Source organism: Herbiconiux liangxiaofengii (genome assembly GCF_041927335.1).
Taxonomy (GTDB): Bacteria; Actinomycetota; Actinomycetes; order Actinomycetales; family Microbacteriaceae; genus Herbiconiux; species Herbiconiux liangxiaofengii.
The window spans coordinates 111,772-133,507 of sequence record NZ_JBHFHD010000014.1 but is presented as its reverse complement, the minus strand read 5'-3'; the positions used below and the strand labels follow the sequence as shown (position 1 = coordinate 133,507).

The following is a 21,736-nucleotide window of genomic DNA, read 5'->3' as shown; positions in this document are numbered from 1 at the left end:
GGAAGAGCTGGTTCAGAACCGATCGTTTGCTTTGGTGCGCTCGCAGCGATCACCAGTGCCCGAGGGTCCGGCGTACCCGCGGTGACCGAGACGATCCGGCCCCGCGCAACCCGACTTCACGTGCCATACCAGTCAGGGTGCCCCGTTTTGGGGCACAAGCATCCGTTGTGGGGCGGAAACTGGACACCCTACGTTTGTCGAAGAGCGCAGGGGGTGCGCCCAAAGGGGGACGCGCAATGACTACTTCACACAGTGGCGGACGATTCACCGACGGTGGGAAGAGCGGCAGGCGAGGCATCCGCTCGCTCATCCGGCTCGTCGCGGTCGGTATCACCGTGGGGTCGCTCATCGCTGCTGCATTCGCCGTTGTGCCGTCGGCGCCGACCGCTCCGGCTGAAGCCAGCCATAATCGGGCCGGTCAGATCCATTGGGAGCGAGGAGCAGGAGCCCTCGAGGCCGTGTTCACGATCGAATTCGTCGCTCGAGCCTCCTACTACGGCCTCACCAGTGCCGGCCAAGAGTTCGAAGACCCCAATTTCGAGTTCGGCGATGGTGAGAGCACCCTTCCGGCCTTCACGGTGCGCGATGTCGATACGGCCAATGACATCCTCTATGCCAGCGCTACCGTCAACCACAGCTACCTCGAGGCCGGGCCGTACACGGCCACTCTTTCGAGCTGCTGCCGCCTCAGCAGCCCTGACCACATCAACAACCCCGACGGCGACTACCGCATCACCACAGTGGTCGATCTCACCCGCACCTCGTCGAGTCCGACGAGTTCGTTCGCCCCCATCGTCGACTGTGAACGCGACGCTCCGTGCACCTTCAATGTGACGGCGACGGATGCCGACGGCCAGTCCCTGCGCTGGCGACTTGCTGGCCCCTTTGAAGCCGGTGCCGGCTTCACTCAGCCAGGGCCTCCGGATGCGTCCTTTGCGGCCAGCATCGATGCCTCGACCGGCCTCTTCCGCTGGGACACCACCGGAGCCAGGAACAACGACGACGGCGACGAGAACACGGTTGACGACCCGCCCTCGTACTACTCGACTCAGGTCGTGATCGAAAAGGTCATCGGCGATGTCGTCGTGGCCTCGGTGGCCGTCGACTTCCTCATCCGGCTCACCACCGTCGGAAGCACCGCCGCATGCCTCGATACCGATAACGACGGCAACCCCGACAACGACGGCGACAGCCTGTGCGACAACTGGGAGACCACCGGCATCCCGATCGACGACCACGACTTCCCACTCTGGGATCTGAACGGCGACGGCACAATCGGCGCCGACGAGAAAGCCGACCCGAACATTCCTGACATCTACGTCGAGATGGACTACATGGCGGGCTGGCGTCCGAAGTCGGCGGCCATCGCCAACGTGATCAGGGCCTTCGAAAAGGCGCCGTCGCCCGTACGCCTGCACATCGCACTGGCCCCCGCACCGATCCCGCACTGGAACGGACTCGCCTTCTCCTGCCACGGCACCTGCCCGGACGGGGTCGCGCGGTTCTACGACCTCGCTGTGCAGTACTTCGGAACGCCGGAGGAGCGGGCCGATGACCACGCCGACCTGGTGCTCAAGGCGAAGCGGCAGAGCTTCCACTACGGCATCGTGGGAGACGAGATGTGGAGCCTCAACGGCGAAGGAGTTCTCGCTCCATCGGGATCAAGCGGTATGGCGGAACTTCCCGGCAACGAGTTCATGATCACCCTCGGTGGCCTGTTCAACGACGGCGGTACCGTCGACCAGCAGGCTGGCACCCTGATGCACGAGCTGGGCCACAACCTCGGGCTCCATCACGGTGGTGGCGACGATGTCGCGTGCAAGCCGAACTACGTGAGTGTCATGAACTACTCGCGACAGTTCTCGGCCGGCTACGACACCGCTCGCAAACTGGACTATTCGCGAGACAAGCTACCCACCCTCGACGAAGAGTCTCTCGACGAGAATGTGGGACTACGCGGTTCCTTGGGCGACTGGGTCGCGTACACCAACGACACCTGGTGGACCACCGCCCAGGCGAAAGGCCCGATCGACTGGAATGACGACAAAGACGCCTACATCTTGTTCGGCTTGAACCCGATCAACAAGGATCCAGTGGGCGTCAACGTCAACGACTTTCAGACCGGACCGTGCACAGGCGCGGATGACGGCGCCGGCAAGACACAACTCGTCGGCTACGACGACTGGGACAACCTGGTTTACGACTTCCGCGCCACCACCGACTTCGCGCCCGGCGTGCACGCCAGCACCACCACCTACGAGGAACTCCCCGCCGACGAGGAACGGATGGCTCAGGACACCGACTCCGACGGCGTGAACGATTTCGACGACAACTGCCTCGACCTCGCCAACCCCGATCAGACGGATGTCGACGGAAGCGGTTTCGGTGATGCCTGCGAGCCCGGCGAGATCGAGCTGCTGCAACCACCTGTCGTGACCGCCCCCGGCGAGGGTGCCGAGGTGAGCATCCCGTTCACCGTGAGGGGTACCGGGGCAAATGGCGCGTCCATCACCGTGATCGGCTCAGGAGGCTCCACCCTCTGCACGGCGACAGTGGATGTCTACGGAGAGTTCGCCTGTGAGGTGACGTCCAGCACGACGACACTGGATGTCACACAAGCGCTTGAGGGCTACCCCACGCCCGCGGCCACCCACGTCGAGGTGAGGATCGCCCCGAGAACCCCGACCGTCAGCCGGATCGGTGGAGCAGATCGCTACGCCGTGGCGGCCCAGATCTCGCGGCAGCGCTTCGAGGGTGGGGCCGAAACGGTCTTCGTCGCCAGCGGTGCGAACTTCCCCGATGCGCTGTCGATCGCCGCCGTGGCCGGAGCTGCCGGATCGCCGTTGCTCCTCGTGTCGCCGGATGATGTCCCGGCCGTCATCGCAGAAGAACTGGACCGCCTGCATCCCTCGCGCATAGTCGTGGTCGGTGGTCCTGCATCGGTAAAACCCACTACGTTCGACGCCCTGAAGACCAAGGCTCCTGCAGTCTCTCGCGTAATCGGCGCTGATCGGTACGAGGTGTCGCGAGCTCTGATCTCAGCGAACTTCACGTCGGCCGATACCGTCTACGTCGCCACCGGAAAGACCTTCCCCGACGCCCTCTCGGCCGCTTCGGCGGCGGCAACGGCAGATGCCCCGGTTCTGCTCGTTCCCGGCGACACGTCGTCGCTGGATCTCGCCACGAAGTCGCTTCTCACGTCTCTAAATCCGACTGAGATCGTCATCGCGGGCGGACCGAACTCTGTGAACACTGCCACAGAGAAACAGTTGGCGGCGATCGCCCCGGTCACCCGCCTCGGCGGAGCAGACCGGTTCGAGGCCTCCCGCTCCATCAACACCGCCGCGTTCACGGGCGTCGAAGACACGGTCTTTCTGGCCACCGGCAGCAATTACCCGGATGCGCTGGCCGGGGGTGCTGCCGCCGGCTCGATGACGGCGCCCCTGTTCGTCGTGCGCACGAACTGCATCCCGGCTCCGACGCTGAGCGCGATCAGGGAGATGAACCCTGCGCACATCGTGCTGCTCGGCGGGCCGGTGTCGCTCACGGCGGAGGTGGAGGCCCTCAAGCCGTGTTGACCGGCGCCCCCGGGCGTGCCTCAGTCGCGGGACCCCAGCGACGAGGCGTAGAAGTCGGCCGGGTCGTTCGCCAGCGACGCCTTCACCAAGCGCGACCAGTCGTCGGCCAGAACCTCGATCGCGCCCGACTCCACACCGTCCAGCGAGGCCGCCGCCACCGAGCGCGGGGTGATCTTCGGGCCGTCGTAGCCTGCCATCATGTCGGTGTCGGCCGCGCCGAGGTGTACGCCCTGCACCAGGGTTCCCTGGCCGGCCAGCTCGAGACGCACGCCGTTCGTCATCGCCCATTCGGCGGCCTTCGCCACCGCGTAGCCGTTCGCGCCGTTGGTTGAGAACCAGGACAGGGCCGAGTTGATGTTCACGATCGCTCCCCCGCCGTTCGCCCCGAGCACCGGTGCGAACGCGCGGATCACGCCGAGGGTTCCGAAGAAGTGGGTGTCGAGCTCGCGGCGGACGCCCTCGAGGTCGTTCTCTCCCAGCAGGTTGGCACCCGTGGTGATGCCCGCGTTGTTGATGAGGAGGGTGATGTCGGAGGCGCGGGCCGCGGCATCCGTGATCGACGCCTGGTCGAGCAGGTCGAGGCGCAGCACTTCGACGCGCGGGTCGGTGAACTCGCCGTCGTTCACGGCCTCGGGGCGGCGCACGGCGGCGTAGACCTTCGCCGCTCCCCGCTCGAGCAGCTCGTCGACGAAGCTGCGGCCGATGCCGCGGTTGGCGCCGGTGACCAGGGCTACGGATCCTGCGATGTTCATGGGTGTCCTTTCACGTGGGGCAGCCGCGGGCGCGGGTGCCATCCGCCGACTACGCTAAGACTTCACGTTGACGTCAAGGGCAAGTCGGGTTCGACGCTCACGGCGAACAGAGAGAACGGATGCTCGATGAGCGACATGCGGATCGGCGAACTGGCCGGGCGAGCGGGAGTCAGCACGCGGGCTCTGCGTTACTACGAGGAGCAGGGCATCCTGTACTCGGAGCGCACCCCGAGCGGGCAGCGGGTCTACGGCGAGGCGGCCGTCGACCGGGTGCGGCTCATCCAGCACCTGTTCTCGGCGGGGCTGGCGAGTCGCACGATCGCGCTCATCCTCCCCTGCGTCGACACCGGGCATGCGCCGCCCGAGATGCTCGGCAGCCTGTACGTGGAGCGGGAGCGCATCACGAGTGTGATCGCCGACCTGGAGCAGGCGCGGCGGCGGCTCGACGAAGTCATCGAGCTAACCGAGCATCCTGTGGCCGCCGACTGCGAGCGGGTGCGGGATGGGGCCGGGCGCACGTCGGCGATTCTGGAATCGGTGGCGTAGGCAGTCGCTGCACCAGCGCAAAGCCGCTAGCTGAAGGCGTGGATAATGGGCTCTGGTCGAGGGGGTCGGCCAGAACCAGGGAAAGCGGCCGATGAATACGTGGCGAACGACGATCAGTGGCGGAATCGCTGTACTAACCATCACTGCAGTCCTGGCAATCGGCGCTGCACCGGCCACAGCCGGATCGATCGCCGAATCTCCGGTCTCGGTCACCGGCCCGTCGGTCGGGAAGATCGTGGAAGCGACCGTCGACAGCCAGCCCTTCTACTACGCCGCAGGCGAGGACTACTTCCCACGAGCGCACGCTGCCCATGCCGAGATCGACCGGCTCACCCCGTCGATTCGATTCGAGCTCTCAGATCGTTTCGCGACGGGAGCCTCCGGCACGGTGGATTGGTCGGTAGCCGGCGCTGACGAGCTGAGCGGCTCGGTCACCCTCAATGCCGCGTCTCAGTCGGTCAGCATCCCGCTGACGGCAGATTTCTACGATCTGGCAACCGAGACGCCGCTTGGTCCCTCGACCGTCATCCTGACGCTGAAATCGCATAAGGACGCACCCGAGGGGCTCTCGTCGCAGCCTCTGAGGTTCTCGGCCCACATGAATTCGGGCTGGTCGAGCGTCGCGCAATACCGGATCGGTCTTCGCTCGCCGGCGAAACCCCCGCTCGAGCCCGCGGCGCAGCTTGTGGTGGGTGCAGATGCCTACGTGGATCTCGCGAACTCGCTTGACCGCGGGTACTGGGCCACGGTGCCCGAAACGGCTGTGATCGATTCGACGACCTCACTTCAGTTTCAGGCCGACACCGTGCTGTGGGATCGCGACCAAGAGGCGCCCATCGTTCGCGTGGAGAAGCCGTGGCTCGACGAGACCTGGCAGCAGGGGTCCAGCGCATCCCTCGGCAGCCCCGAATTCTCGTCGGACAAGTCTTCCGTCACCATCACCTCACAGCTCTGGGGCGATGCCCTGACCCCATTCATCGACGGTAAGGGCTTGGCCCAGATCTCAGCCGGTACGACCACTGCAATGGGCGGAGGAACGACCGTCACGACGGTAGCTCCGGTCGGTACCACCACGTCGATTCCCACCGTCAGCACTACGCGCCTTTCCGGTGGCGACCGCTATTCGGGCGGTCTCATCGACTCCATCGCCGCGTTCCCGAACCGTCCTCGCACGGTGTACCTCGCGTCCGGCACTGTTTTTGCCGATGCGCTGAGCGCGGGTCCAGCCGCCGTGCGGCATGGCGCGCCATTGCTCTTGGTTCAGCCGCACAACTATCTGCTGTCGGAGTACCTCGAATGGCTCGAGCCTGAAGAGATCGTGATCATGGGCGGTCCGGCTACGCTCCCGGATGACGTCGTGCAGGACCTGCTGTCCCAGTCGAGGCTCGATCCCGCGTCTTACCATCTGCGGCGCGATGCCGGACCCGACCGATACTCCGCATCATTGGCGATCTCGGCCGCTGAGTTCGCCGACGGCGCCGATACAGCGTTCCTCGCCACCGGAGCGACCTTCGCTGACGCGCTCACCGCCATACCCGCTGCAGCCCATGACGGGTCTCCGGTCATCCTCGTAGCGGGCGAACGTTCGAACCTCGATTCCGCCACCCTCGCCGAGCTGCGACGACTCGGGGTGTCGAAGGTGGTCATCGCCGGAGGACCCGCGAGCGTGTCGCCCGGAATCGAAACCCAACTGGAGGGGCTTTACCCGGGATCGGTCGTTCGCTTCGGCGGCGCTACGCGATTCGAGGTGGCCGAAAGCATGAATGCCACGTACTTCCCCGAAGCGACGACCGCCTACATCGCTACCGGAGCGAACTTTCCGGATGCCCTGACCGGAGGGGTGCTGGCGGGCGTGAACAACGCGCCGCTGCTGCTCTCTCAGGCTGAGTGCATTCCCACCGTGACCTGGGATCGCATCTCACTGTGGAAGCCCGGCAAGGTCACTCTTCTCGGCGGCGTCAACAGCCTCGGAGCGCAGCTGAAAACCCTGCCCCGATGTAGTTGACCTGGTTCGCGCTAGCGGAGCTCGGCCGCCGCCGCCCGCAGCTCGGCGAAGGCCGCACGCGTGTAGGTGACGAGCTCGCCGGGGGTGTCGTCGTGCGACGGGTCCGACCAACGGCGGTAGCCGAGGCCGAAGGCGAGCACACCGAGCTCGGCCGCCACCCGCGCCGCCGGGTCGAGCACACCGCGCTGTTGCAGCGCATCCGCCATCGCCGCCGCCAGGCCGATGCTCTTCATCGCGTTGCGGGCACGGAGCTCGTCGTTCGCCTCGATCGCCGCGTGCAGGCGGGGGCCGAGGCCGCGGTTGAAGTCGGTCATCGCTCCGGATGCCCGATCGAGGCCCGCGCCCACCGCATCGAGGGGGGTCGCGTCATCCGGAGCCGCCAGGATGCCCTCGGCCAGCAGGCCGCTGAGCATCTCCTGGCCTGCCGAGAGCAGCTCGCGCTTGTCGCTGAAGTGGCGGAAGAAGGTGCTGCGGGTGAGTTCGGCCCGCTCGGCGATCTGCGCCACGGTGGTCTCGTCGTAGCCCTGCTCGGTGAAGAGGTCGAGGGCGGCCTCGACGAGCCGGTCGCGCGCATCCGGTTTCCATCTGGGCATGGTCACAGTCTACGCGATGGGACATGTGTCCCATCAGCGTGCTACGGTGATGAGACATTAGTCGCATCACCTGGAGGTTCCCATGCGCGTATTCATCACCGGCGCCACCGGCCTGATCGGCTCGGCCGTCGTGGCCGAGCTGCTCTCGGCCGGGCACTCCGTCACCGCCCTCACCCGCTCCGAGGCATCGGAGGCCAAGGCCGTCGCCGCCGGCGCGGACACGGTTCGCGGCACGCTCGTCGACCTCGACGTGCTGCGCGACTCCGCCCGGCAGGCCGACGGCGTCATCCACCTCGCCTTCGGCAACGACTTCAGCTCGGCCGAGGCACTCACGCGGAACATCGCCGAGGAGTCGGCGGCCCTCACCGCGCTGGGCGAGGCGTTGGTGGGCACCGGTAAGCCGCTGGTCACGGTGTCGGGCACACCCTGGATCTCCGGTCGCGCCTCGACAGAGGACGACCCGCTGCCCACCGACGGCCCGGTCGGCGGGCGCGGCATCACGGTGAACCGCACGCTCGGCCTCGCGTCGCAGGGCGTGCGCACGTCGGCCATCCGACTCCCCCGCACCGTGCACAACGACGGCGAGGGTGGATTCGCGGGGCTCCTCACGGGGTTCGCCCGGCAGAGCGGCGTCGCCGGCTACCCGGGCGACGGCACGCAGCGGTGGCCGGCCGTGCACGCACTCGACGCGGCGGTGCTGTTCCGGCTGGCGCTGGAGGAAGCGCCCGCCGGCAGCGCGTGGCACGCGGTGGCGGACGAGGGCGACACGGTGCTCGACATCGTCACGGTGATCGGGCTGCGGCTCGGGCTGCCGGTCGCCGCGCGTGCGGTGGAGGACTTCGGGCCCATCGGGCCGGTGTTCGCGACCGACCAGCCGGCGTCGAGCGCGCGCACGCGGGCCGAGCTCGGCTGGGAGCCGACGCATCCGGGGCTGCTGGACGACCTGGAGCGACTCGAGCCCTGAGGCGCGCGGGCCGGTCGGGCTCGCGGGGTCACCTCGGGAGAGACCGCAGGACATTGAGGAGAGACTACTCATCTAGCTACTAGTAACGCGGCCCGTTATCATTGATCATGATCCACTCATTCGTCGACACCAACACGGAGCGGGTGTGGAACCGGCAGCATGTTCGCCGTTTCGGCACCGATCTCCAGCGAATGGCGAACCGCAAGCTCCTCATCCTCGATGCGGCTGAGGATCTGAATGAGCTTCGCATCCCGCCCGGCAACCGACTCGAGAAGTTGTCGGGCGATCGAGAAGGGCAGCACAGCATCCGAATCAACGACCAATGGCGCATCTGCTTCGTCTGGACCCCCACCGGCCCGGCCGGCGTCGAGATCGTCGACTACCACTGAGAGGGACGTCATGGGCACCGCGCACGCACCGATTCATCCCGGGGAGATCTTGCTCGAAGAGTTCCTCAAGCCACTGGGCATCAGCCAGTACCGGCTGGCGCAGACCATCAACGTGCCTGCTCGGCGCATCAATGAGATCGTCCACGGCAAGCGCGGCATCTCACCCGACACCGCAGCCAGGCTCGCTCGCGCGTTCGGCACCTCTGACCGCTTCTGGACGAATCTGCAGACCCGGTACGACCTCGAACTGGTCACCGAAGCCAAGACCGAGGAGCTCGATCGGATCGTTCCGCTGCTCAGCGCGTAGAGCGACCCACACGTAACATTCTCGGGGCCCGGGGTCAGGCGGCGGCGGGGCGGGGCTTGAGCGACACCAGGAGGAAGGCGCCGAGCACCGCCGCGGCACCGCCCGTGAGCAGGGCTGTCTGCACGCCGATGCCGTCGACCAGGAGGCCGCCGACGATGGCGCCGAGCGCGATGGCCAGCTGGAACGTGGCCGACTGCAGGCCGCCGACGCTCTCGAGGCGGGTGGGTTCGGCACGGGCCATCCACGTGGTGAGCGTGGTGGGCACGGCGCCGAATCCGAAGCCCCACACCGCCACCGCGGTGACGATGCCCGCCGTGGTGCCGCCGGCCAGCGCGAACGTGACCATGGCGGCGCCGAGGGCGACGGGGAAGATCAGCACGGCCACGCGCATCCGTTTGTCGGCGAGGGGCCCCGCCACCAGGTTGCCCGCGGTGACGGCGATGCCGTAGACCACGAGCAGCAGGGAGAGCTGCGCGGCGTCGAGACCGCCGATGTCGGTGGCGGCCGGTCGGATGTAGGTGAAGCCGGTGAAGTGGCCGGCCGCGATGAGCGCGGTGGCGAGCAGGCCGAGCAGGATGAGGCGGGAGCGCAGCGTGTCGAAGAGCGGGCCGAAGCCGGGCGCGCCCGTGGAGCGCACCGACGGCAGCACGAGCAGCTGCACGAGCACGGCCACCACTCCCACGCCGGCCGCGAGCACGAACACGGCGCGCCAGCCCCACAGCTCGCCGAGCCAGGTTCCGAGCGGGATGGCCGCGACGGTGGCGAGGGAGACGCCCACGTTCACGACGGTGAGGCCGCGTCCGAGGCGAGCGGGCGGCACGAGGCGGGCGGTGATGGAGATGGCGAGGGCCCAGAATCCGCCGAGCGAGATGCCGAGGAGCACGCGCGCCGCCAACAGGACGGGGTACCCGGGTGCGATCGCGACGAGGAGGTCGGAGACGACGGCCAGCGCCGAGAGGCCGAGCATGAGGTAGCGGCGATCGACCCGGGGCAGGAGCACCGGGATGGTGAGGCCCGCGATGGCAGCGACGATCGCCGTGGTGCTGACGGACTGGCCGGCCGTGCCCTCGGTGACGCCGAGGTCGGCCGCGATCCGGGTGAGGAGGCTGGCGGGCAGGAACTCGGCCATCACGATGGCGAAGACGCCCAGGCCCAGCGAGACGACGCCGAGCCAGGAGGTGGGGGTCTCGGGGGCGGTGGTGCCGGTGCCGGCCGGGCCCCGAGCGGCCGACGGGGCGGTCGCGGTCGAGGCGGTGGAGGTCGAGGCGAACTCGTTCGAGGTCATGACGGAGTACAACCGGCGGGTGCCCACATTCTTCCCGGCATCGTCATCGACATCCCGGCTGACGACGGTGGCCGACTCGCGCGAGCACCGGATGCGCGGGTTCCGGCGTCCGTGAGACGGTGGAGTATGTCGACGCCCAGCAAGACTCCCGTTCGCATCGGCCGCAGTCCGGCCGTGACCAGCTGGAAGCTGATCGCGCTGGTTTCGGCGATCGGCGCAGCCGTGCTGGGGTCGTTCGCGGCAGCGGGGTTCGTCGTGCTCGGAGCGGGCGAGTGGAGCTGGGTGGCCGGCTTCCTCACCACCTGGCTGCTGCTCGGCGGCGGCATCGCCCTCAGCGTGCACATCGCCTACGGAACCATCACGTGGCATCCGGAGCAGCGCCTCGCCTCTCTTCGAGGTCGCACCGTCGCCATCGACACCATCACCGAGGCCTGGCGCACGGTGTCCACCGGCAACGGGGCGGCGTACGTCATCTACCGATTCGTCTCGACCGACGGCCCGTCGGTGCGGGTGCTCGTGGCCGGGCGGCCCATGAAGGGCCTCGACACGGCCGGGCTCGAGAACCTGGCGCGGTTCGTGCGTGAGCTTCCGCTGGTGGTTCCGGATGCCGCGGCCGACCCGATCGGCGACCCGACCGCCGGGCGCGGAGGTGCAGACACGCCCGCCCTCACCGATCGGCAGCGCGCCGCGGCCGTGTCGCTCACCACCGGCGGAGGGAAGTCGCGCGTGGGGCGGGAGACGCTGCTCACCGAGCTGGGCGCGGCAGTCGATCCCACGGCGGCGGGCAGTCCGGATCCGGCGGCACCGGGGTATCAGTCGGCGACGCACTCGAACGCCGGACGCGCGAGCATCTCGGCCGGCGAGGCCGATCGGCTGGCCGCCCGCTGGGATGCCGACGACGACCACGCCGCCCGGATGCTGCTCGCCGAACCCCGGCCGGCGCGCACGGTTCGGCGGGTGTTCTTCTGGGTGCTGGTGGCCGTGATCGCCGCCGCGGTGCTCGTGCTGATCCTCGCGATCGTGCAGGAGGAGGTGGGGGGCGACCTGCTCGGGTCGGGCGACGATGAGCTCATCGGGCTGCTGATCGTGGGCGGGATGCTCGGGGCGGTCGTGGCGTATCTGGCGTGGTGCGCGGCGGCGGATGCCGACGTGCGTCAGCGGCGTCGGCTGGGTGAGCGGTGGCTGGAGGAGCGGGCCGCGGATCGCGGGGATTCCGCGGCGGCCGGTCCCGGCAGCGTTCGCGAGCGCGGGCTGGCGTTCCCGCTGCTGGCGGCGTGGGGCGAGCCGTCTCGCCGCCTGTTCACCGCGGGGGCGTTCGCCGTGTGCCTGATCGGGCTCTTCATGGCGATCGGGTCGGTGTTCTTCTTCACCGACGACGCGCCGGTGGCCGGGGTGGTCGTGCTCGTGGCCGGAGTGGGGCTGGTGGTGGTGTCGGTGCTGATGTTCCTTCGGGTGCAGCGCCGTCGTCGGGCCGACGCCGAGCAGCTCGTGGTGCTCGGCGGCTGGCGGTTGCTGCCGCCCGAGGTGCAGGACTGACGGCGGTTCACGCGGAGCGTCCGGCGCCCGGACCGACGCGGGCGAGCATCGCCTCCTGCCAGCCGCCGGCCGCGACGAGCGGTTTCGGTGGGTCGACGTCCGGGTCGACCGCGGCGGAGTCGCTGGCGGCAGGCTCGACCTCGGCAGGCTCGTCCGCAGCAGGCTCGTCATCCGCCGTGAGCGCGTCGCGCACGATGCGCCGCGGGTCGTACTGCCGCGGGTCGAGCCGCTTCCACTCGGCCGGGTCGAAGTCGGGGCCGAGCTCCTCGGTGACCCTGGCCTTCGCCGACTCCGTGAGGTCGCGCACGGCCCGCACGAACGACGTGAGCTTCGCCGCGTAGAGCGGCAGCCGCTCGGGGCCGATGAGGAACGCCGCGATCACGGCGATGACCAGCAGCTTCTCGATGGTGAGTCCGAACATCCTGATCTCTCCTGGGGTGGGGCGTCAGACGCCGACGAGGTCGACGGCGGGGTGGGGTTCGGCCGCGGCGAGAGCCTCCCGGCGGGACACGGCCCGGTCGTGCAGCACGGCGATCGCCGCAGCCACCGCGAAGAGCAGCGTCATGGGTACGGCCAGCAGGAACATCGACGCCAGGTCGGCCGCCGGTGTCGCGACGGCGCTGAACAGCACGATGCCGATCACCACCACCCGCCAGCTGCGCACCACGGCTGCGCCGGGCAGCACGCCCACGAGATTCAGCAGCACCACGAACACCGGCAGCACGAAGGCCACGCCCACCGCCAGCACGAGCTTCATGACGAAGTCGACGTAGTACGTCGCCACCAGCACGGTGCTGTCCTCGGCCGGGGCGAAACCCGCCAGCAGCTCGACGATGTGCGGGAACAGCGCGAATCCGGTGGCACAGCCGCCCACGAACAACGGCACGGCCGCCGCGAGGAAACCGAGCGTGTACCGCTTCTCTCGACGGGTGAGCCCCGGCACGAAGAACGCGAACAGCTGGTGCAGCCACACCGGGCTCGACAGCGCCACCCCGGCGAACAGGGCTATTCTCACCTTCAGGTCGAAGGCGGCGCTCACGCTGTCGTAGTTGAGGGTCGCGTTGCGCGACTGGGCCAGCGCCTCGATGGGCGCGCGGAGCACATCGAGGATCAGGTCGCTCAGCAGGTAGCCGACCACCACGCCGACGAGCAGGGCGATGGCCGACCGCACGGCGCGTCGCCGCAGCTCGCGGAGGTGGTCGGCGATCGTCATCATCGCTCGGCGGGCTCGGCCACGTCAGGCACCACCGCCGGGGATGACGCCGGGTCGCGCACCTCTGACTTCAGGATGCGCGCCGACTCGCCGAGGCTCTTGGCCAGGCGGGGCAGCTTCGCCGCCCCGAAGAACAGGAGCACGACGGCCAGCACGATGAGGGCGTGCCAGCCGGTGAGGTTCTGGAGGAGTCCCATGATGTCTTCTTTCTCGAGTGGTGATGAGTGGATGCGGGTCAGCTGGTCGGCGGGGTTCCGCCGGGAGCACCCGACGGAGGAGTCCCTCCGCCGCCGCCCGCGCCGCCGCCCGAGGGCGCCGATCCGGCCGTGGGCGTGGTGCTCGTGTCGACGCGCACCGTGAGCGACACCTTGTAGCCCGACGTCGCATCCCCCGTCACCGTGGCGAGCTGCAGCGCACCGCCGTCGTCGCCGAACACGTTGTCGGAGTCGAGCGTCACCTGCGCGAGGTTGCTGCTGGAACCCTCGTAGCCCGAGAGCGCGTAGACCGTCTCGCAGACATCCTGGGGCAGGGCCACCTGCGAGGTGGCGATGGCGTTCGCCGAGTCGGTGATGTCGTTCACCGTCGGGTACACCTCGAAGTGGATGTGCGGCCAGCGGCCCGAGTAGCAGGCCGGGAAGATCGACGTGTACGACACCGATCCGGTGCTGTCGGCCACCTGCACACCGCGCAGGTAGGTCTCGTTCTCGATGCCGCTGGAGTACATCGAGTAGTTCCCCGACGCATCGCAGTGCCACACGTACACGGCCACGTCGGCGAACGGGGCGTCGCCGTTCGCCATGTCGAGCACCGTGAGGGAGAGCGCGATCGGCACGCCGCTCGCCGTGGCACCGCCGCCGATGCTGGAGCGGATGTCGCTGCGCACGACGCCCGAGGTCTCCAGCACGTCGGCGCCGTTCGAGCCGTCGCCCGGGTACGGACCGGCCGTCTCGTCGGGGATCTCGGCGGCGGGGAGCCCGCTCGTGGTCGCCGTTCCCGTCGATCCGGATGCGGTGCTGCTCGCCGTGCCACCGGACGAACTGCCGGCCGCGGTCGTGCACGCGGCGAGCGCCACGGCCCCGAGGCCGAATCCGGCCACGCCGAGCACGGCCCGGCGGCTGATCAGGGTGCGGATGTCGAAGGCGACTCCCTGGTCGACCACCTCCTCGTCGACGCGGTCGAGCAACCGGCCCTCGTAGGCCGGGCCGTCGGGGGTGGACGTGGGTTCGGGGATTCTGCTCATGGCTGCCTCGCTGGGTTGGGCGGATGGGGTGATGCGTTCCACTCTCGGTGAGGCCGCCAAGCAGATCCGATGAGCGACCTATGACCCTGCTATGACTCCGGATGCGTGGCCCGACCGACGAGAACCCCCGCCGTCGCGAAAAGATACGCGCGTGAAACAGTTCGCGTAGTTTCACGAAACGTAAAAGGTTTACGTTGAGCGTGGTCCTGCGATCGAGATGGAGGTCTCTATGACGAACCCGACCGAGCGCGCCGCACACCCTGAGGCGCGCGACATGAGCACCACCCGCACCCGCACCACCTCCCGCACCACGTCCGCTCCCCGACTCCGTTCGCGACGCATCCTCGCCGCGACCGTGGGTCTCGCTCTGGCCGCCACCCTGGCCGCCTGTTCCACGAGCGCTCCCGCCGCCACCACCGAGACGGACGCCTCCGGCGCCGGGGGCTTCGGTGACACCGGCATCGCCCTGAGCTGGATCAAGAACTACGAGTTCGCCGGATACTTCTACGCCGACAAGAACGGCGACTACACCGACAACGGCTTCGACTCGGTCGACGTGATCGCCGGCGGCGGCACCACGAACTCGTGGGACACCGTTCTCGCGGGGCAGGCCATGATCGGCCTGGCCTCCGACCTCACGGGCATCACCGGCGCCATCGACGACGGCGCACCCCTCGCCATCATCGGCGCGCAGTTCGTGAAGAGCCCGGTGGGCTTCGTCTCGCTCGCGGGCAAGCCGATCCGCTCCGTCGCCGACCTCGCCGGCAAGAACATCGGTGTCGACGCGGGCGGAAAGCTCGCCGTCGAGGCGGTGCTGAAGGCCAACGACCTGCCGGCCGACACCGTGACGTTCACCTCCGTGCCCGCCGGCATCGACCCGCTCATGAACGGCGACGTGGATGCCCTGATCGGCTTCCTGACGAACTACCCGCTGGCCGTCGAGGCCGCGGGCGGCGACGCGGTGACGCTCTCCTTCTCCGATGCCGGCTACGCGCAGATGGGCGACGCCGTCGTGGTCTCCAAGGACACCCTGGAGAACAACCGGGATGCGCTCAAGGCCTTGATGAAGTCGGTGATCGAGGGCTGGAACAGCGGCCTGACCGACGGCCCGCAGGGCATCGCCGACATCGCCATGGAGTACGGCGGCAGTGAGAACGACCTCGACCCGGCTCTGCAGCTGAGCTCGGCGACGGTTCTGCCCTCGTTCATGCTCACCGACGACACGGTCAAGAACGGCATCTTCACCATCTCGCCCGACCTGGCTCAGCAGGCGGTCGACTCGCTCGGCGCCGCCGGCATCGACACCAGCACCGACTCGCTGTTCGACCTCTCGCTGCTGAAAGAGGTCTACGAGGAGAACCCCGACCTGGTGCCGGGCTTCACCGTTCCCGAGTGACGCGATCGGGGGCTGCGCAGAGCGCGGCCCCCGCATCCGCCGCCGAACCCACCCGACCCGACCCGCCCCGACCCGAACGCCGGAACCACACCGCGGAGGAGGCCCCGTGAGAACCCGCAGCAAAGCCCTCACCCCGACCCTGCTCGGCATCGGCGGCGTGCTCGCCGTCGTCGTGGCGTGGCACCTCGTGGCCACCTTCGTCTTCACCCGGCCGAACGGCAGCTACGGCGCCGTTCCGCCGCCGCTCGCCGCGTTCGCCCGGGTGGGCGCGGATCTCGTCGACCCGGCCTACTGGAACGGCATCGCCGCCACGGCGGGCGCCGCGCTCACCGGCTACCTGCTCGCCATCGGCGTGGCACTCGTGCTCGGCGTGCTGGTGCTGCTGGCCCCGCGCCTGGAGTCGTTCGCCAACCAGCTCGGCGTGGTCGCGGCCTGCATCCCGGTGGCCGCGATAAGCCCGATCGTGGTGCTGCTCTCCCCCACCGGAAGCCGTGCCGTGAGCGTGGTGCTGGCCCTGCTGGCCGTGGAGTTCCCGATGATCATCGGGGTGCTGCTGGGCCTGCGCGCAACCTCCCCCGGGCAGCTCGACCTCGTGCACGCCTACGGCGGCGGCACGATCACCGCCATCCGCAAGGTGCGGCTCATCGCCGCCATCCCCGCCCTGCTCTCGGCGCTCAAGATCGGGGCGCCCGCCGCCTTCCTCGGCGCGATGACCGGCGAGTTCTTCGCCGTCGGCGTCGACTCCGGAGCGGGCCGGCTGCTCATCTCGCAGCAGTACGCGGGCGACTACGTGGGCATGTGGGCGATCGCCATCCTGGCCAGCGTGGTGTCGGCCCTCGGCTACGGCGTGATCGCCGTGGTCGCGCGGTGGCTGGCCCCCTGGACCACCCACTCGACGGGAGGAGCCCGATGACCCGGCTGCGCGCATCCCTCCCCGGCGTCGTGACGACGCTCGTCACCCTGCTCGTGCTGCTGGCCGGATGGCAGCTCGCCATCACGGTCACCAGCGTGAGCCCGTACCTCACGAAGTCGCCGGTGGACGTGTGGAACTACCTCTTCACCGACGGCGCGTTCTCGCCCGACTCGGCCGCCGAGCGCCGGGCGGCCCTGCTGCCGATGATCGGCGTGACGGTGTACCACGCGGGCATCGGCCTGGTGTTCGGCGTCTCGCTGGGGCTGGTCGGCAGCGTGCTGATGTCGGTGTCGCGCACCCTGCGCGCCATGTTCCTGCCGTTCGCCCTCGTGCTGCAGACGGTTCCGCTGATCGCCATGGCCCCCGTGATCTACGCCGTGTTCGGCTCGGGCGTGGTCACCGCCGCGGTGATCGCGGGCGTGGTGACGTTCTTCCCGCTGCTGATGAATCTCAGCACCGGACTCTCGGCCGCGAGCTCCGAGACCGTCGACCTCGTGCACGCCTACGGCGGCGGACGGCGGCAGCTGCTGTTCGCCGTGCAGCTGCCGGCGGCGCTACCGTACCTCTTCGCGGGCCTGAAGATCGCGGCCCCGGCGGTGATCTCGGCGGCCACGCTGTACGAGTTCCTGTTCTCGTTCGAGGGGCTCGGGGCGAACCTGCTCACCAGCCGGTCGTACTCCGACTACGGGCTGCTCTGGACCCTCGTGGTGATCACGATCGCCCTCGCCCTCGCGGCCTACGGGCTCGTGGTGCTGCTCGAACGGCTGGTGCTCGCCGGCCGGTATCCCCCCGAATCCACCCTGGCCCGCCGAGGAGGCTCCCGATGACCAGCAATCACGCTCGAACCGAGACCGGCACGCACCGGGCGACGGACACCGGCACCGAGCCCGGCGCCGGTGCGGCTACCGACGCCGGCGTGCAGCTCACGTCGCTCACCCGTGACTTCCGCACCCGCTCCGGGCCGGTGGTGGCGGTCTCCGATGTCGACCTCGCGACACCCAAGGGCTCGTTCCTGTCGCTGCTCGGCCCGAGCGGCTGCGGCAAGTCGACGATCCTGCGCATCCTGGCCGGGCTCGACACCCCGACGAGCGGAGAGGCGACCGTGCACGGCAAGCGGCCCGCGCAGATCCGGAAGGACAAGAGCCTCGGCATCGCCTTCCAGGATCACGCGCTGCTGCCGTGGCGGAGCGTGGAGAAGAACGTGCGCTTCCCGTTCGAGGTGGCCGGCGTGCCCTACGACAAGGCCTGGGTGAGCGAGCTGCTGCACCTGGTGGGGCTGGAGGCGTTCGCCGACGCGAAGCCCTGGCAGCTCTCGGGCGGCATGCGCCAGCGGGTGTCGATCGCCCGGGCGCTCGCCCTGCGGCCGAGCGTGCTGTTCCTCGACGAGCCGTTCGGCGCCCTCGACGACGTGACCCGGCAACGGCTCAACCTTGAGCTGCAGCGGCTCTGGATGGAGCAGCAGGCCACCACCGTGATGGTCACCCACGGCATCCAGGAGGCGGTCTTCCTCTCCGACTACGTGGCCGTGATGAGTCCACGCCCCGGCACCATCCGCGAGGTCATCCACGTCGACCTGCCCCGGCCGCGCACCATCGACATGATCTCCTCGCCCGAGTTCCACTCCTACGTCGACCGGGCCACCCGGCTGCTGTTCCACTGAACCCGTCGTACCCGTCCCACCAGAAAGCAGGCACTCCCATGACTCTCGTCACCGCCCCGGCCTCCGCCGCCTCCGCTCCCGACCTCGACGCCGCCGAACGCGCCGTGCGCGACTACATGGCGGCCATCGGGCTCGACGTCGACCACCCCACCCTGCTCGACACCCCTCGGCGAGTGGCGCACGCCGGGCTCGACCTCTACTCCGGCCTGGGTGGCGACCCGGGCAAGGCGCTGGGAGGCGGCGAACCCATCGAGGGCGTGTACCCCGGCCCGGTCTCCGTGCGCGACGTGCCGTACTCCTCGATCTGCGAGCACCACCTGCTGCCGTTCAAGGGCGTGATCTCGGTGGCCTACCTGCCCGACCGGATGCTCGCCGGCATCGGCGACTTCGACGCCATGATCCGCGTGCTCGCCGCCCGCCCGCAGATGCAGGAGCGACTGGCAGACGAGATCGCCGAGACGGTGGCCGAGACCCTCGGCGCCAAGGGCGTGCTGGTGCACCTGACGGCCGAGCACGCCTGCATGTGGGCCCGCGGCGAGCGCACCGTCGGCGCCGAGGCGCACTCCCTGGCGTCGCGGGGCGTCTACGACCAGGGCGCCGAACGAGCCGAGGCCCGCATCCTGATCGGGCTGTGACCGTGGCCCCGCCGAGCGACGTCACCTCAGCCCAGGTGGCCGCCGTCGCTGCGGCCGGCGGCGTGGCCGTGCAGCCGATCGGCGCCGTCGAGCAGCACGGGCCCCATCTGCCGGTGACCACCGACGCGATCGTGGCCGAGGCCGTCGCCCGGGAGGCCGTGGCGAAGCTGCCGGCATCGGTTCCCGCGTGGCTGATGCCCGTGCTCTCGCTCGGGCTCTCGCCGGAGCACGTGGGCCGGCCGGGAACCGTGTCGCTCTCGGCGAGCACACTGCTGATGGTGTGTCTCGACCTCGGCCGGGCCGTGAAGGCCAGCGGCATCGATACGCTGGTGTTCGTGAACGCGCACGGTGGCAACCCCGATCTGCTGCGGGTGGTCTGCCGCGACATCCGCGTCGACAGCGGCGTGCGCGCCTACCTGGTGCACGCCCCCGAACTCCCGCTCCCCGGGTCGCTGACCGAGCGGATGCCGCATCCCGAGCTCGACGTGCACGCCGGTTTCTACGAGACCAGCGTGATGCTGGCCCTCGAGCCCGGGGCCGTCAGGCTGTCCGAGGCCGTGGCCGACGGGTTCGCGGTCGCCCCCGAACTGGATCGGCGACGGCACGTGTCGCTGTTCGGCGGCGTCTCGTTGCCGTGGTTCACCGACGACCTGTCCGCATCCGGGGTGATCGGCGACCCCACCGGCGCGAACGCCGAGTGGGGTCGCGCGGCGCTCGACGTGCAGACGACGGCGCTCGCCGAGGCGATCACCGAGCTCGCCGGTTTCGAGTACCCGCCCACCGGCGCCGCGACCACGGGGACGATGCCCGCATGACGGAATCGACCCGCACGCCCACCCTGCAGGACGTCGCCCGGGCGGCCGGGGTGAGCCTCGCCACCGCGAGCAACGCACTCTCGGGCAAGCGGGGAGTGAGCGCCGAGCTGCGCGAGCGCGTGCTGGAGGCCGCGAAGCAGATCGGCTACCCACGCGGTGGCAGCGCCCGTGCGCGTCGCACCGAGCACGTGACGGTGGGCATCGTGCTGCCGGATGTGCGGAACCCCGCCTACGCCGAGCTGGCACACGCCTTCGAGCGGGAGGGCCAGCAGCGCGACTGGTCGCTCGTGCTCGCGAGCTCGGACTACGAGCCCGCCAAGGAGCTCGAGGCGCTGGAACGCCTGATCGAGACCACCGACGGCGTGGTGCTCTCACCGAGCCGGCCGCCGCGCTCCGGGGTGCACCGGCTCACCGCGAGCCCGGTGCCGATAGTCACCTGCGACGAACCGGCCGACTCGGCCCTCATCGGCGCCTCCGTGCGCACCGACAGCTTCGGCGGCGGACGGGAGGCCGCCCACCACCTCGTCGACCGCGGCGGAACCCGGTTCGGCATGCTCGGCGGCAACGGCTACTTGCCGTCGACCCAGGAGCGCCGCGAGGGGTTCCTCGCCGGCCTCCGCGATCGCGGCGTGCCCGACTCGGCCGTGCACGTCGTGGGCGACGTCTACGGCATGGACGGCGGCCAGTCGGCCATGTACGAGCTGCTCGAGCTCGACCCCCGCGTCGACGCCGTCTTCGCCGTGAGCGACATGCACGCCGTGGGCGGCCTGTTCGAGGCGCAGCAGTCCGGGCGCTCGGTGCCCGGCGAGCTGCTGCTCTGCGGCTACGACGGCATCGGCTGGACCCGCAAGATCTCGCCGACCATCACCACCATCCGACAGGACTGGGCGGCCATCGCCGAGCGCGCCATGGACTACCTCAGCGTGATGATCGCGGGAGGCGACGGCGGCCGCGCCGTGCTGCCGGTGCACCTCGTCGAAGGAGAGTCGACCAGGGCGCTGTGACCGCGCATCCGTCGACGGTCGACGGGAGTCAGCTGCGGTCGGCGATCACCGCGCGGAAGGCCGCGGCGCCCGCGCGCACCGCCTCGGCGATCTGCGCCTTGTGCTCGTCGGTGAGCCGGTAATCGGGCGCCACCACGGTGAGCGCCCCCACCGAGATGCCGTTCGTGTGCACACTGGCCGCCGAGGCCCACACCCCGCGGTCGACCTCGCCCGCGCTCTCGGCGTAGCCGGTGGCGCGCAGGGGCTCGAGGTCGAGCTCGAGCTTCTTCTTCTCGGGCTTGGACAGGGCCGGACCCAGGCGGTTGAAGTACTGGGTGAGCTTGGCCGGAGTGAGCTCGCTGAGCAGCAGCTTGGCCGCCGCCCCGCCGTAGAGCGGCATCAGGTTGCCGGGCTGGAACGAGATGGAGATCGGGTGGTCCGACTCCGCGATCGCGAGGCACACCGCCGAGTCGTTCACCCGCCGGAGGTAGAGCGCGGTCTCCCCCGTCTCCTCCGCCATGCGGTTCAGGATGGGCTGCACCTGCGCCCGGAAGTCGATGGTGGTCTCCGCCGCGCGCGACAGGCGCAGGATCTGCGGGGAGAGCACGAACCGGCCCTTCTCCCGCTCCTCGATCAGGTCGAGCTCCCGTAGCAGCGAGATGTACCGGTAGGCACTCGGCACCGAGATGTCGTGCTTCTCGAGCACGTTGTCGACGGTGAGCTCGGGGGTGTTCTCGCTGAACTCGAGCAGGATCTGCAGGGCCCGCCGGGCGCTGTCGACGCCCTTGGTGCGCTGGGGCTCCTGAGGGGCCGTGACGGTGCCGGCTGCGAGATCGGCGTCGGCTGCGAGATCGCTGTCGGCATGAGGGCTCGAGACCAGCTCGGCGTCGTGATGGTTGGCATTCATAGTCGGCTCCGCTCGATCA

At 69.5% G+C, this 21,736-nt stretch carries 22 protein-coding genes; 14 read left to right on the top strand and 8 right to left on the bottom strand.

Features of this window, described 5'->3' with window-relative positions; all coding sequences use genetic code 11:
- The first annotated feature begins 236 nt into the window (after positions 1–236).
- Positions 237–3,578: a cell wall-binding repeat-containing protein gene (locus ACEXOR_RS15105; RefSeq protein ID WP_374850537.1), complete on the top strand. Its 3,342-nt coding sequence runs from the start codon at positions 237–239 to the stop codon at positions 3,576–3,578.
- Positions 3,579–3,598: 20 nt separating this feature from the next.
- Here ACEXOR_RS15105 and ACEXOR_RS15100 read toward each other — a convergent pair whose 3' ends face one another.
- On the bottom strand, positions 3,599–4,330 hold the full coding sequence (locus ACEXOR_RS15100) for an SDR family oxidoreductase (RefSeq protein WP_374850536.1): 732 nt from the start codon (positions 4,328–4,330) through the stop codon (positions 3,599–3,601).
- A 126-nt stretch (positions 4,331–4,456) separates the two neighbouring features.
- Here ACEXOR_RS15100 and ACEXOR_RS15095 point away from each other — a divergent pair, with 126 nt between their 5' ends.
- Both ACEXOR_RS15095 and ACEXOR_RS15090 read left to right on the top strand, forming a co-directional pair.
- Complete coding sequence (locus ACEXOR_RS15095) at positions 4,457–4,876, top strand: MerR family transcriptional regulator (protein ID WP_374850535.1); 420 nt, start codon at positions 4,457–4,459, stop codon at positions 4,874–4,876.
- A gap of 91 nt (positions 4,877–4,967) precedes the next feature.
- Entirely contained in the window at positions 4,968–6,881 is a 1,914-nt protein-coding gene (locus ACEXOR_RS15090; protein WP_374850534.1) for a cell wall-binding repeat-containing protein, read from the top strand.
- A gap of 11 nt (positions 6,882–6,892) precedes the next feature.
- Here the strand turns inward: ACEXOR_RS15090 and ACEXOR_RS15085 are convergent, their stop codons facing one another.
- Complete coding sequence (locus tag ACEXOR_RS15085; RefSeq protein WP_374850533.1) at positions 6,893–7,474, bottom strand: TetR/AcrR family transcriptional regulator; 582 nt, start codon at positions 7,472–7,474, stop codon at positions 6,893–6,895.
- A gap of 82 nt (positions 7,475–7,556) precedes the next feature.
- Between ACEXOR_RS15085 and ACEXOR_RS15080 the strand changes: the two genes are divergently transcribed.
- The 3 genes from ACEXOR_RS15080 to ACEXOR_RS15070 all read left to right on the top strand — a co-directional run bounded on the left by ACEXOR_RS15080 (position 7,557) and on the right by ACEXOR_RS15070 (position 9,134).
- Positions 7,557–8,438, top strand: coding sequence for an SDR family oxidoreductase (locus ACEXOR_RS15080; protein ID WP_374850532.1), 882 nt, complete (start codon positions 7,557–7,559; stop codon positions 8,436–8,438).
- Positions 8,439–8,545: 107 nt separating this feature from the next.
- Positions 8,546–8,827, top strand: a complete 282-nt coding sequence (locus ACEXOR_RS15075) for a type II toxin-antitoxin system RelE/ParE family toxin (protein WP_374850531.1) — start codon at positions 8,546–8,548, stop codon at positions 8,825–8,827.
- A gap of 10 nt (positions 8,828–8,837) precedes the next feature.
- Positions 8,838–9,134 carry a HigA family addiction module antitoxin gene (locus tag ACEXOR_RS15070; protein ID WP_374850530.1) on the top strand — a complete coding sequence of 99 codons (297 nt, stop codon included), beginning with the start codon at positions 8,838–8,840 and terminating at the stop codon, positions 9,132–9,134.
- Between the two features lie 34 nt (positions 9,135–9,168).
- Here ACEXOR_RS15070 and ACEXOR_RS15065 read toward each other — a convergent pair whose 3' ends face one another.
- Positions 9,169–10,419, bottom strand: a complete 1,251-nt coding sequence (locus ACEXOR_RS15065) for an MFS transporter (RefSeq protein WP_374850529.1) — start codon at positions 10,417–10,419, stop codon at positions 9,169–9,171.
- A gap of 126 nt (positions 10,420–10,545) precedes the next feature.
- Between ACEXOR_RS15065 and ACEXOR_RS15060 the strand changes: the two genes are divergently transcribed.
- Complete coding sequence (locus ACEXOR_RS15060; RefSeq protein ID WP_374850528.1) at positions 10,546–11,955, top strand: hypothetical protein; 1,410 nt, start codon at positions 10,546–10,548, stop codon at positions 11,953–11,955.
- Positions 11,956–11,962: 7 nt separating this feature from the next.
- Here ACEXOR_RS15060 and ACEXOR_RS15055 read toward each other — a convergent pair whose 3' ends face one another.
- From ACEXOR_RS15055 to ACEXOR_RS15040, 4 genes are read right to left on the bottom strand one after another with little or no spacing between them, the layout of a single operon-like run.
- Positions 11,963–12,376, bottom strand: coding sequence for a twin-arginine translocase TatA/TatE family subunit (locus tag ACEXOR_RS15055; protein WP_374850527.1), 414 nt, complete (start codon positions 12,374–12,376; stop codon positions 11,963–11,965).
- A gap of 24 nt (positions 12,377–12,400) precedes the next feature.
- The gene (gene tatC / locus ACEXOR_RS15050) at positions 12,401–13,171 is read right to left on the bottom strand and encodes a twin-arginine translocase subunit TatC (protein ID WP_374850526.1); all 771 of its coding nucleotides are present in this window, start codon (positions 13,169–13,171) and stop codon (positions 12,401–12,403) included.
- On the bottom strand, positions 13,168–13,365 hold the full coding sequence (locus ACEXOR_RS15045; RefSeq protein ID WP_374850525.1) for a twin-arginine translocase TatA/TatE family subunit: 198 nt from the start codon (positions 13,363–13,365) through the stop codon (positions 13,168–13,170). Before ACEXOR_RS15045 ends, tatC begins: the two co-directional genes overlap by 4 nt.
- Before the next feature lie 38 nt (positions 13,366–13,403).
- Positions 13,404–14,408 carry an intradiol ring-cleavage dioxygenase gene (locus ACEXOR_RS15040; RefSeq protein ID WP_374850524.1) on the bottom strand — a complete coding sequence of 335 codons (1,005 nt, stop codon included), beginning with the start codon at positions 14,406–14,408 and terminating at the stop codon, positions 13,404–13,406.
- 274 nt (positions 14,409–14,682) lie between these two features.
- Here ACEXOR_RS15040 and ACEXOR_RS15035 point away from each other — a divergent pair, with 274 nt between their 5' ends.
- The 7 genes from ACEXOR_RS15035 to ACEXOR_RS15005 all read left to right on the top strand — a co-directional run bounded on the left by ACEXOR_RS15035 (position 14,683) and on the right by ACEXOR_RS15005 (position 20,831).
- Positions 14,683–15,804, top strand: a complete 1,122-nt coding sequence (locus tag ACEXOR_RS15035; protein WP_374850523.1) for an ABC transporter substrate-binding protein — start codon at positions 14,683–14,685, stop codon at positions 15,802–15,804.
- Between the two features lie 106 nt (positions 15,805–15,910).
- The gene (locus ACEXOR_RS15030; protein WP_374850522.1) at positions 15,911–16,717 is read left to right on the top strand and encodes an ABC transporter permease; all 807 of its coding nucleotides are present in this window, start codon (positions 15,911–15,913) and stop codon (positions 16,715–16,717) included.
- Positions 16,714–17,544 carry an ABC transporter permease gene (locus tag ACEXOR_RS15025; protein ID WP_374850521.1) on the top strand — a complete coding sequence of 277 codons (831 nt, stop codon included), beginning with the start codon at positions 16,714–16,716 and terminating at the stop codon, positions 17,542–17,544. Before ACEXOR_RS15030 ends, ACEXOR_RS15025 begins: the two co-directional genes overlap by 4 nt.
- Positions 17,541–18,377: an ABC transporter ATP-binding protein gene (locus tag ACEXOR_RS15020; RefSeq protein WP_374850519.1), complete on the top strand. Its 837-nt coding sequence runs from the start codon at positions 17,541–17,543 to the stop codon at positions 18,375–18,377. The genes ACEXOR_RS15025 and ACEXOR_RS15020 overlap by 4 nt, the downstream gene beginning before the upstream one ends.
- Positions 18,378–18,415: 38 nt before the next feature.
- Positions 18,416–19,012: a GTP cyclohydrolase I gene (gene folE, locus ACEXOR_RS15015; RefSeq protein WP_374850518.1), complete on the top strand. Its 597-nt coding sequence runs from the start codon at positions 18,416–18,418 to the stop codon at positions 19,010–19,012.
- Positions 19,009–19,827 (top strand): creatininase family protein, encoded by an 819-nt coding sequence (locus tag ACEXOR_RS15010; RefSeq protein WP_374850516.1) that lies wholly within the window; start codon positions 19,009–19,011, stop codon positions 19,825–19,827. The genes folE and ACEXOR_RS15010 overlap by 4 nt, the downstream gene beginning before the upstream one ends.
- On the top strand, positions 19,824–20,831 hold the full coding sequence (locus ACEXOR_RS15005) for a LacI family DNA-binding transcriptional regulator (protein WP_374850515.1): 1,008 nt from the start codon (positions 19,824–19,826) through the stop codon (positions 20,829–20,831). The genes ACEXOR_RS15010 and ACEXOR_RS15005 overlap by 4 nt, the downstream gene beginning before the upstream one ends.
- Positions 20,832–20,859: 28 nt before the next feature.
- Here the strand turns inward: ACEXOR_RS15005 and ACEXOR_RS15000 are convergent, their stop codons facing one another.
- Entirely contained in the window at positions 20,860–21,717 is an 858-nt protein-coding gene (locus ACEXOR_RS15000) for an IclR family transcriptional regulator (protein WP_374850514.1), read from the bottom strand.
- Positions 21,718–21,736: the final 19 nt, after the last annotated feature.

Coding starts and splice junctions, on each gene's coding strand:
- ACEXOR_RS15105 (WP_374850537.1), top strand. CDS start 237: ATGACTACTTCACACAGTGGCGGACGATTCACCGACGGTGGGAAGAGC.
- ACEXOR_RS15100 (WP_374850536.1), bottom strand. CDS start 4,330: ATGAACATCGCAGGATCCGTAGCCCTGGTCACCGGCGCCAACCGCGGC.
- ACEXOR_RS15095 (WP_374850535.1), top strand. CDS start 4,457: ATGAGCGACATGCGGATCGGCGAACTGGCCGGGCGAGCGGGAGTCAGC.
- ACEXOR_RS15090 (WP_374850534.1), top strand. CDS start 4,968: ATGAATACGTGGCGAACGACGATCAGTGGCGGAATCGCTGTACTAACC.
- ACEXOR_RS15085 (WP_374850533.1), bottom strand. CDS start 7,474: ATGCCCAGATGGAAACCGGATGCGCGCGACCGGCTCGTCGAGGCCGCC.
- ACEXOR_RS15080 (WP_374850532.1), top strand. CDS start 7,557: ATGCGCGTATTCATCACCGGCGCCACCGGCCTGATCGGCTCGGCCGTC.
- ACEXOR_RS15075 (WP_374850531.1), top strand. CDS start 8,546: ATGATCCACTCATTCGTCGACACCAACACGGAGCGGGTGTGGAACCGG.
- ACEXOR_RS15070 (WP_374850530.1), top strand. CDS start 8,838: ATGGGCACCGCGCACGCACCGATTCATCCCGGGGAGATCTTGCTCGAA.
- ACEXOR_RS15065 (WP_374850529.1), bottom strand. CDS start 10,419: ATGACCTCGAACGAGTTCGCCTCGACCTCCACCGCCTCGACCGCGACC.
- ACEXOR_RS15060 (WP_374850528.1), top strand. CDS start 10,546: ATGTCGACGCCCAGCAAGACTCCCGTTCGCATCGGCCGCAGTCCGGCC.
- ACEXOR_RS15055 (WP_374850527.1), bottom strand. CDS start 12,376: ATGTTCGGACTCACCATCGAGAAGCTGCTGGTCATCGCCGTGATCGCG.
- tatC (WP_374850526.1), bottom strand. CDS start 13,171: ATGATGACGATCGCCGACCACCTCCGCGAGCTGCGGCGACGCGCCGTG.
- ACEXOR_RS15045 (WP_374850525.1), bottom strand. CDS start 13,365: ATGGGACTCCTCCAGAACCTCACCGGCTGGCACGCCCTCATCGTGCTG.
- ACEXOR_RS15040 (WP_374850524.1), bottom strand. CDS start 14,408: ATGAGCAGAATCCCCGAACCCACGTCCACCCCCGACGGCCCGGCCTAC.
- ACEXOR_RS15035 (WP_374850523.1), top strand. CDS start 14,683: ATGAGCACCACCCGCACCCGCACCACCTCCCGCACCACGTCCGCTCCC.
- ACEXOR_RS15025 (WP_374850521.1), top strand. CDS start 16,714: ATGACCCGGCTGCGCGCATCCCTCCCCGGCGTCGTGACGACGCTCGTC.
- ACEXOR_RS15020 (WP_374850519.1), top strand. CDS start 17,541: ATGACCAGCAATCACGCTCGAACCGAGACCGGCACGCACCGGGCGACG.
- folE (WP_374850518.1), top strand. CDS start 18,416: ATGACTCTCGTCACCGCCCCGGCCTCCGCCGCCTCCGCTCCCGACCTC.
- ACEXOR_RS15005 (WP_374850515.1), top strand. CDS start 19,824: ATGACGGAATCGACCCGCACGCCCACCCTGCAGGACGTCGCCCGGGCG.
- ACEXOR_RS15000 (WP_374850514.1), bottom strand. CDS start 21,717: ATGAATGCCAACCATCACGACGCCGAGCTGGTCTCGAGCCCTCATGCC.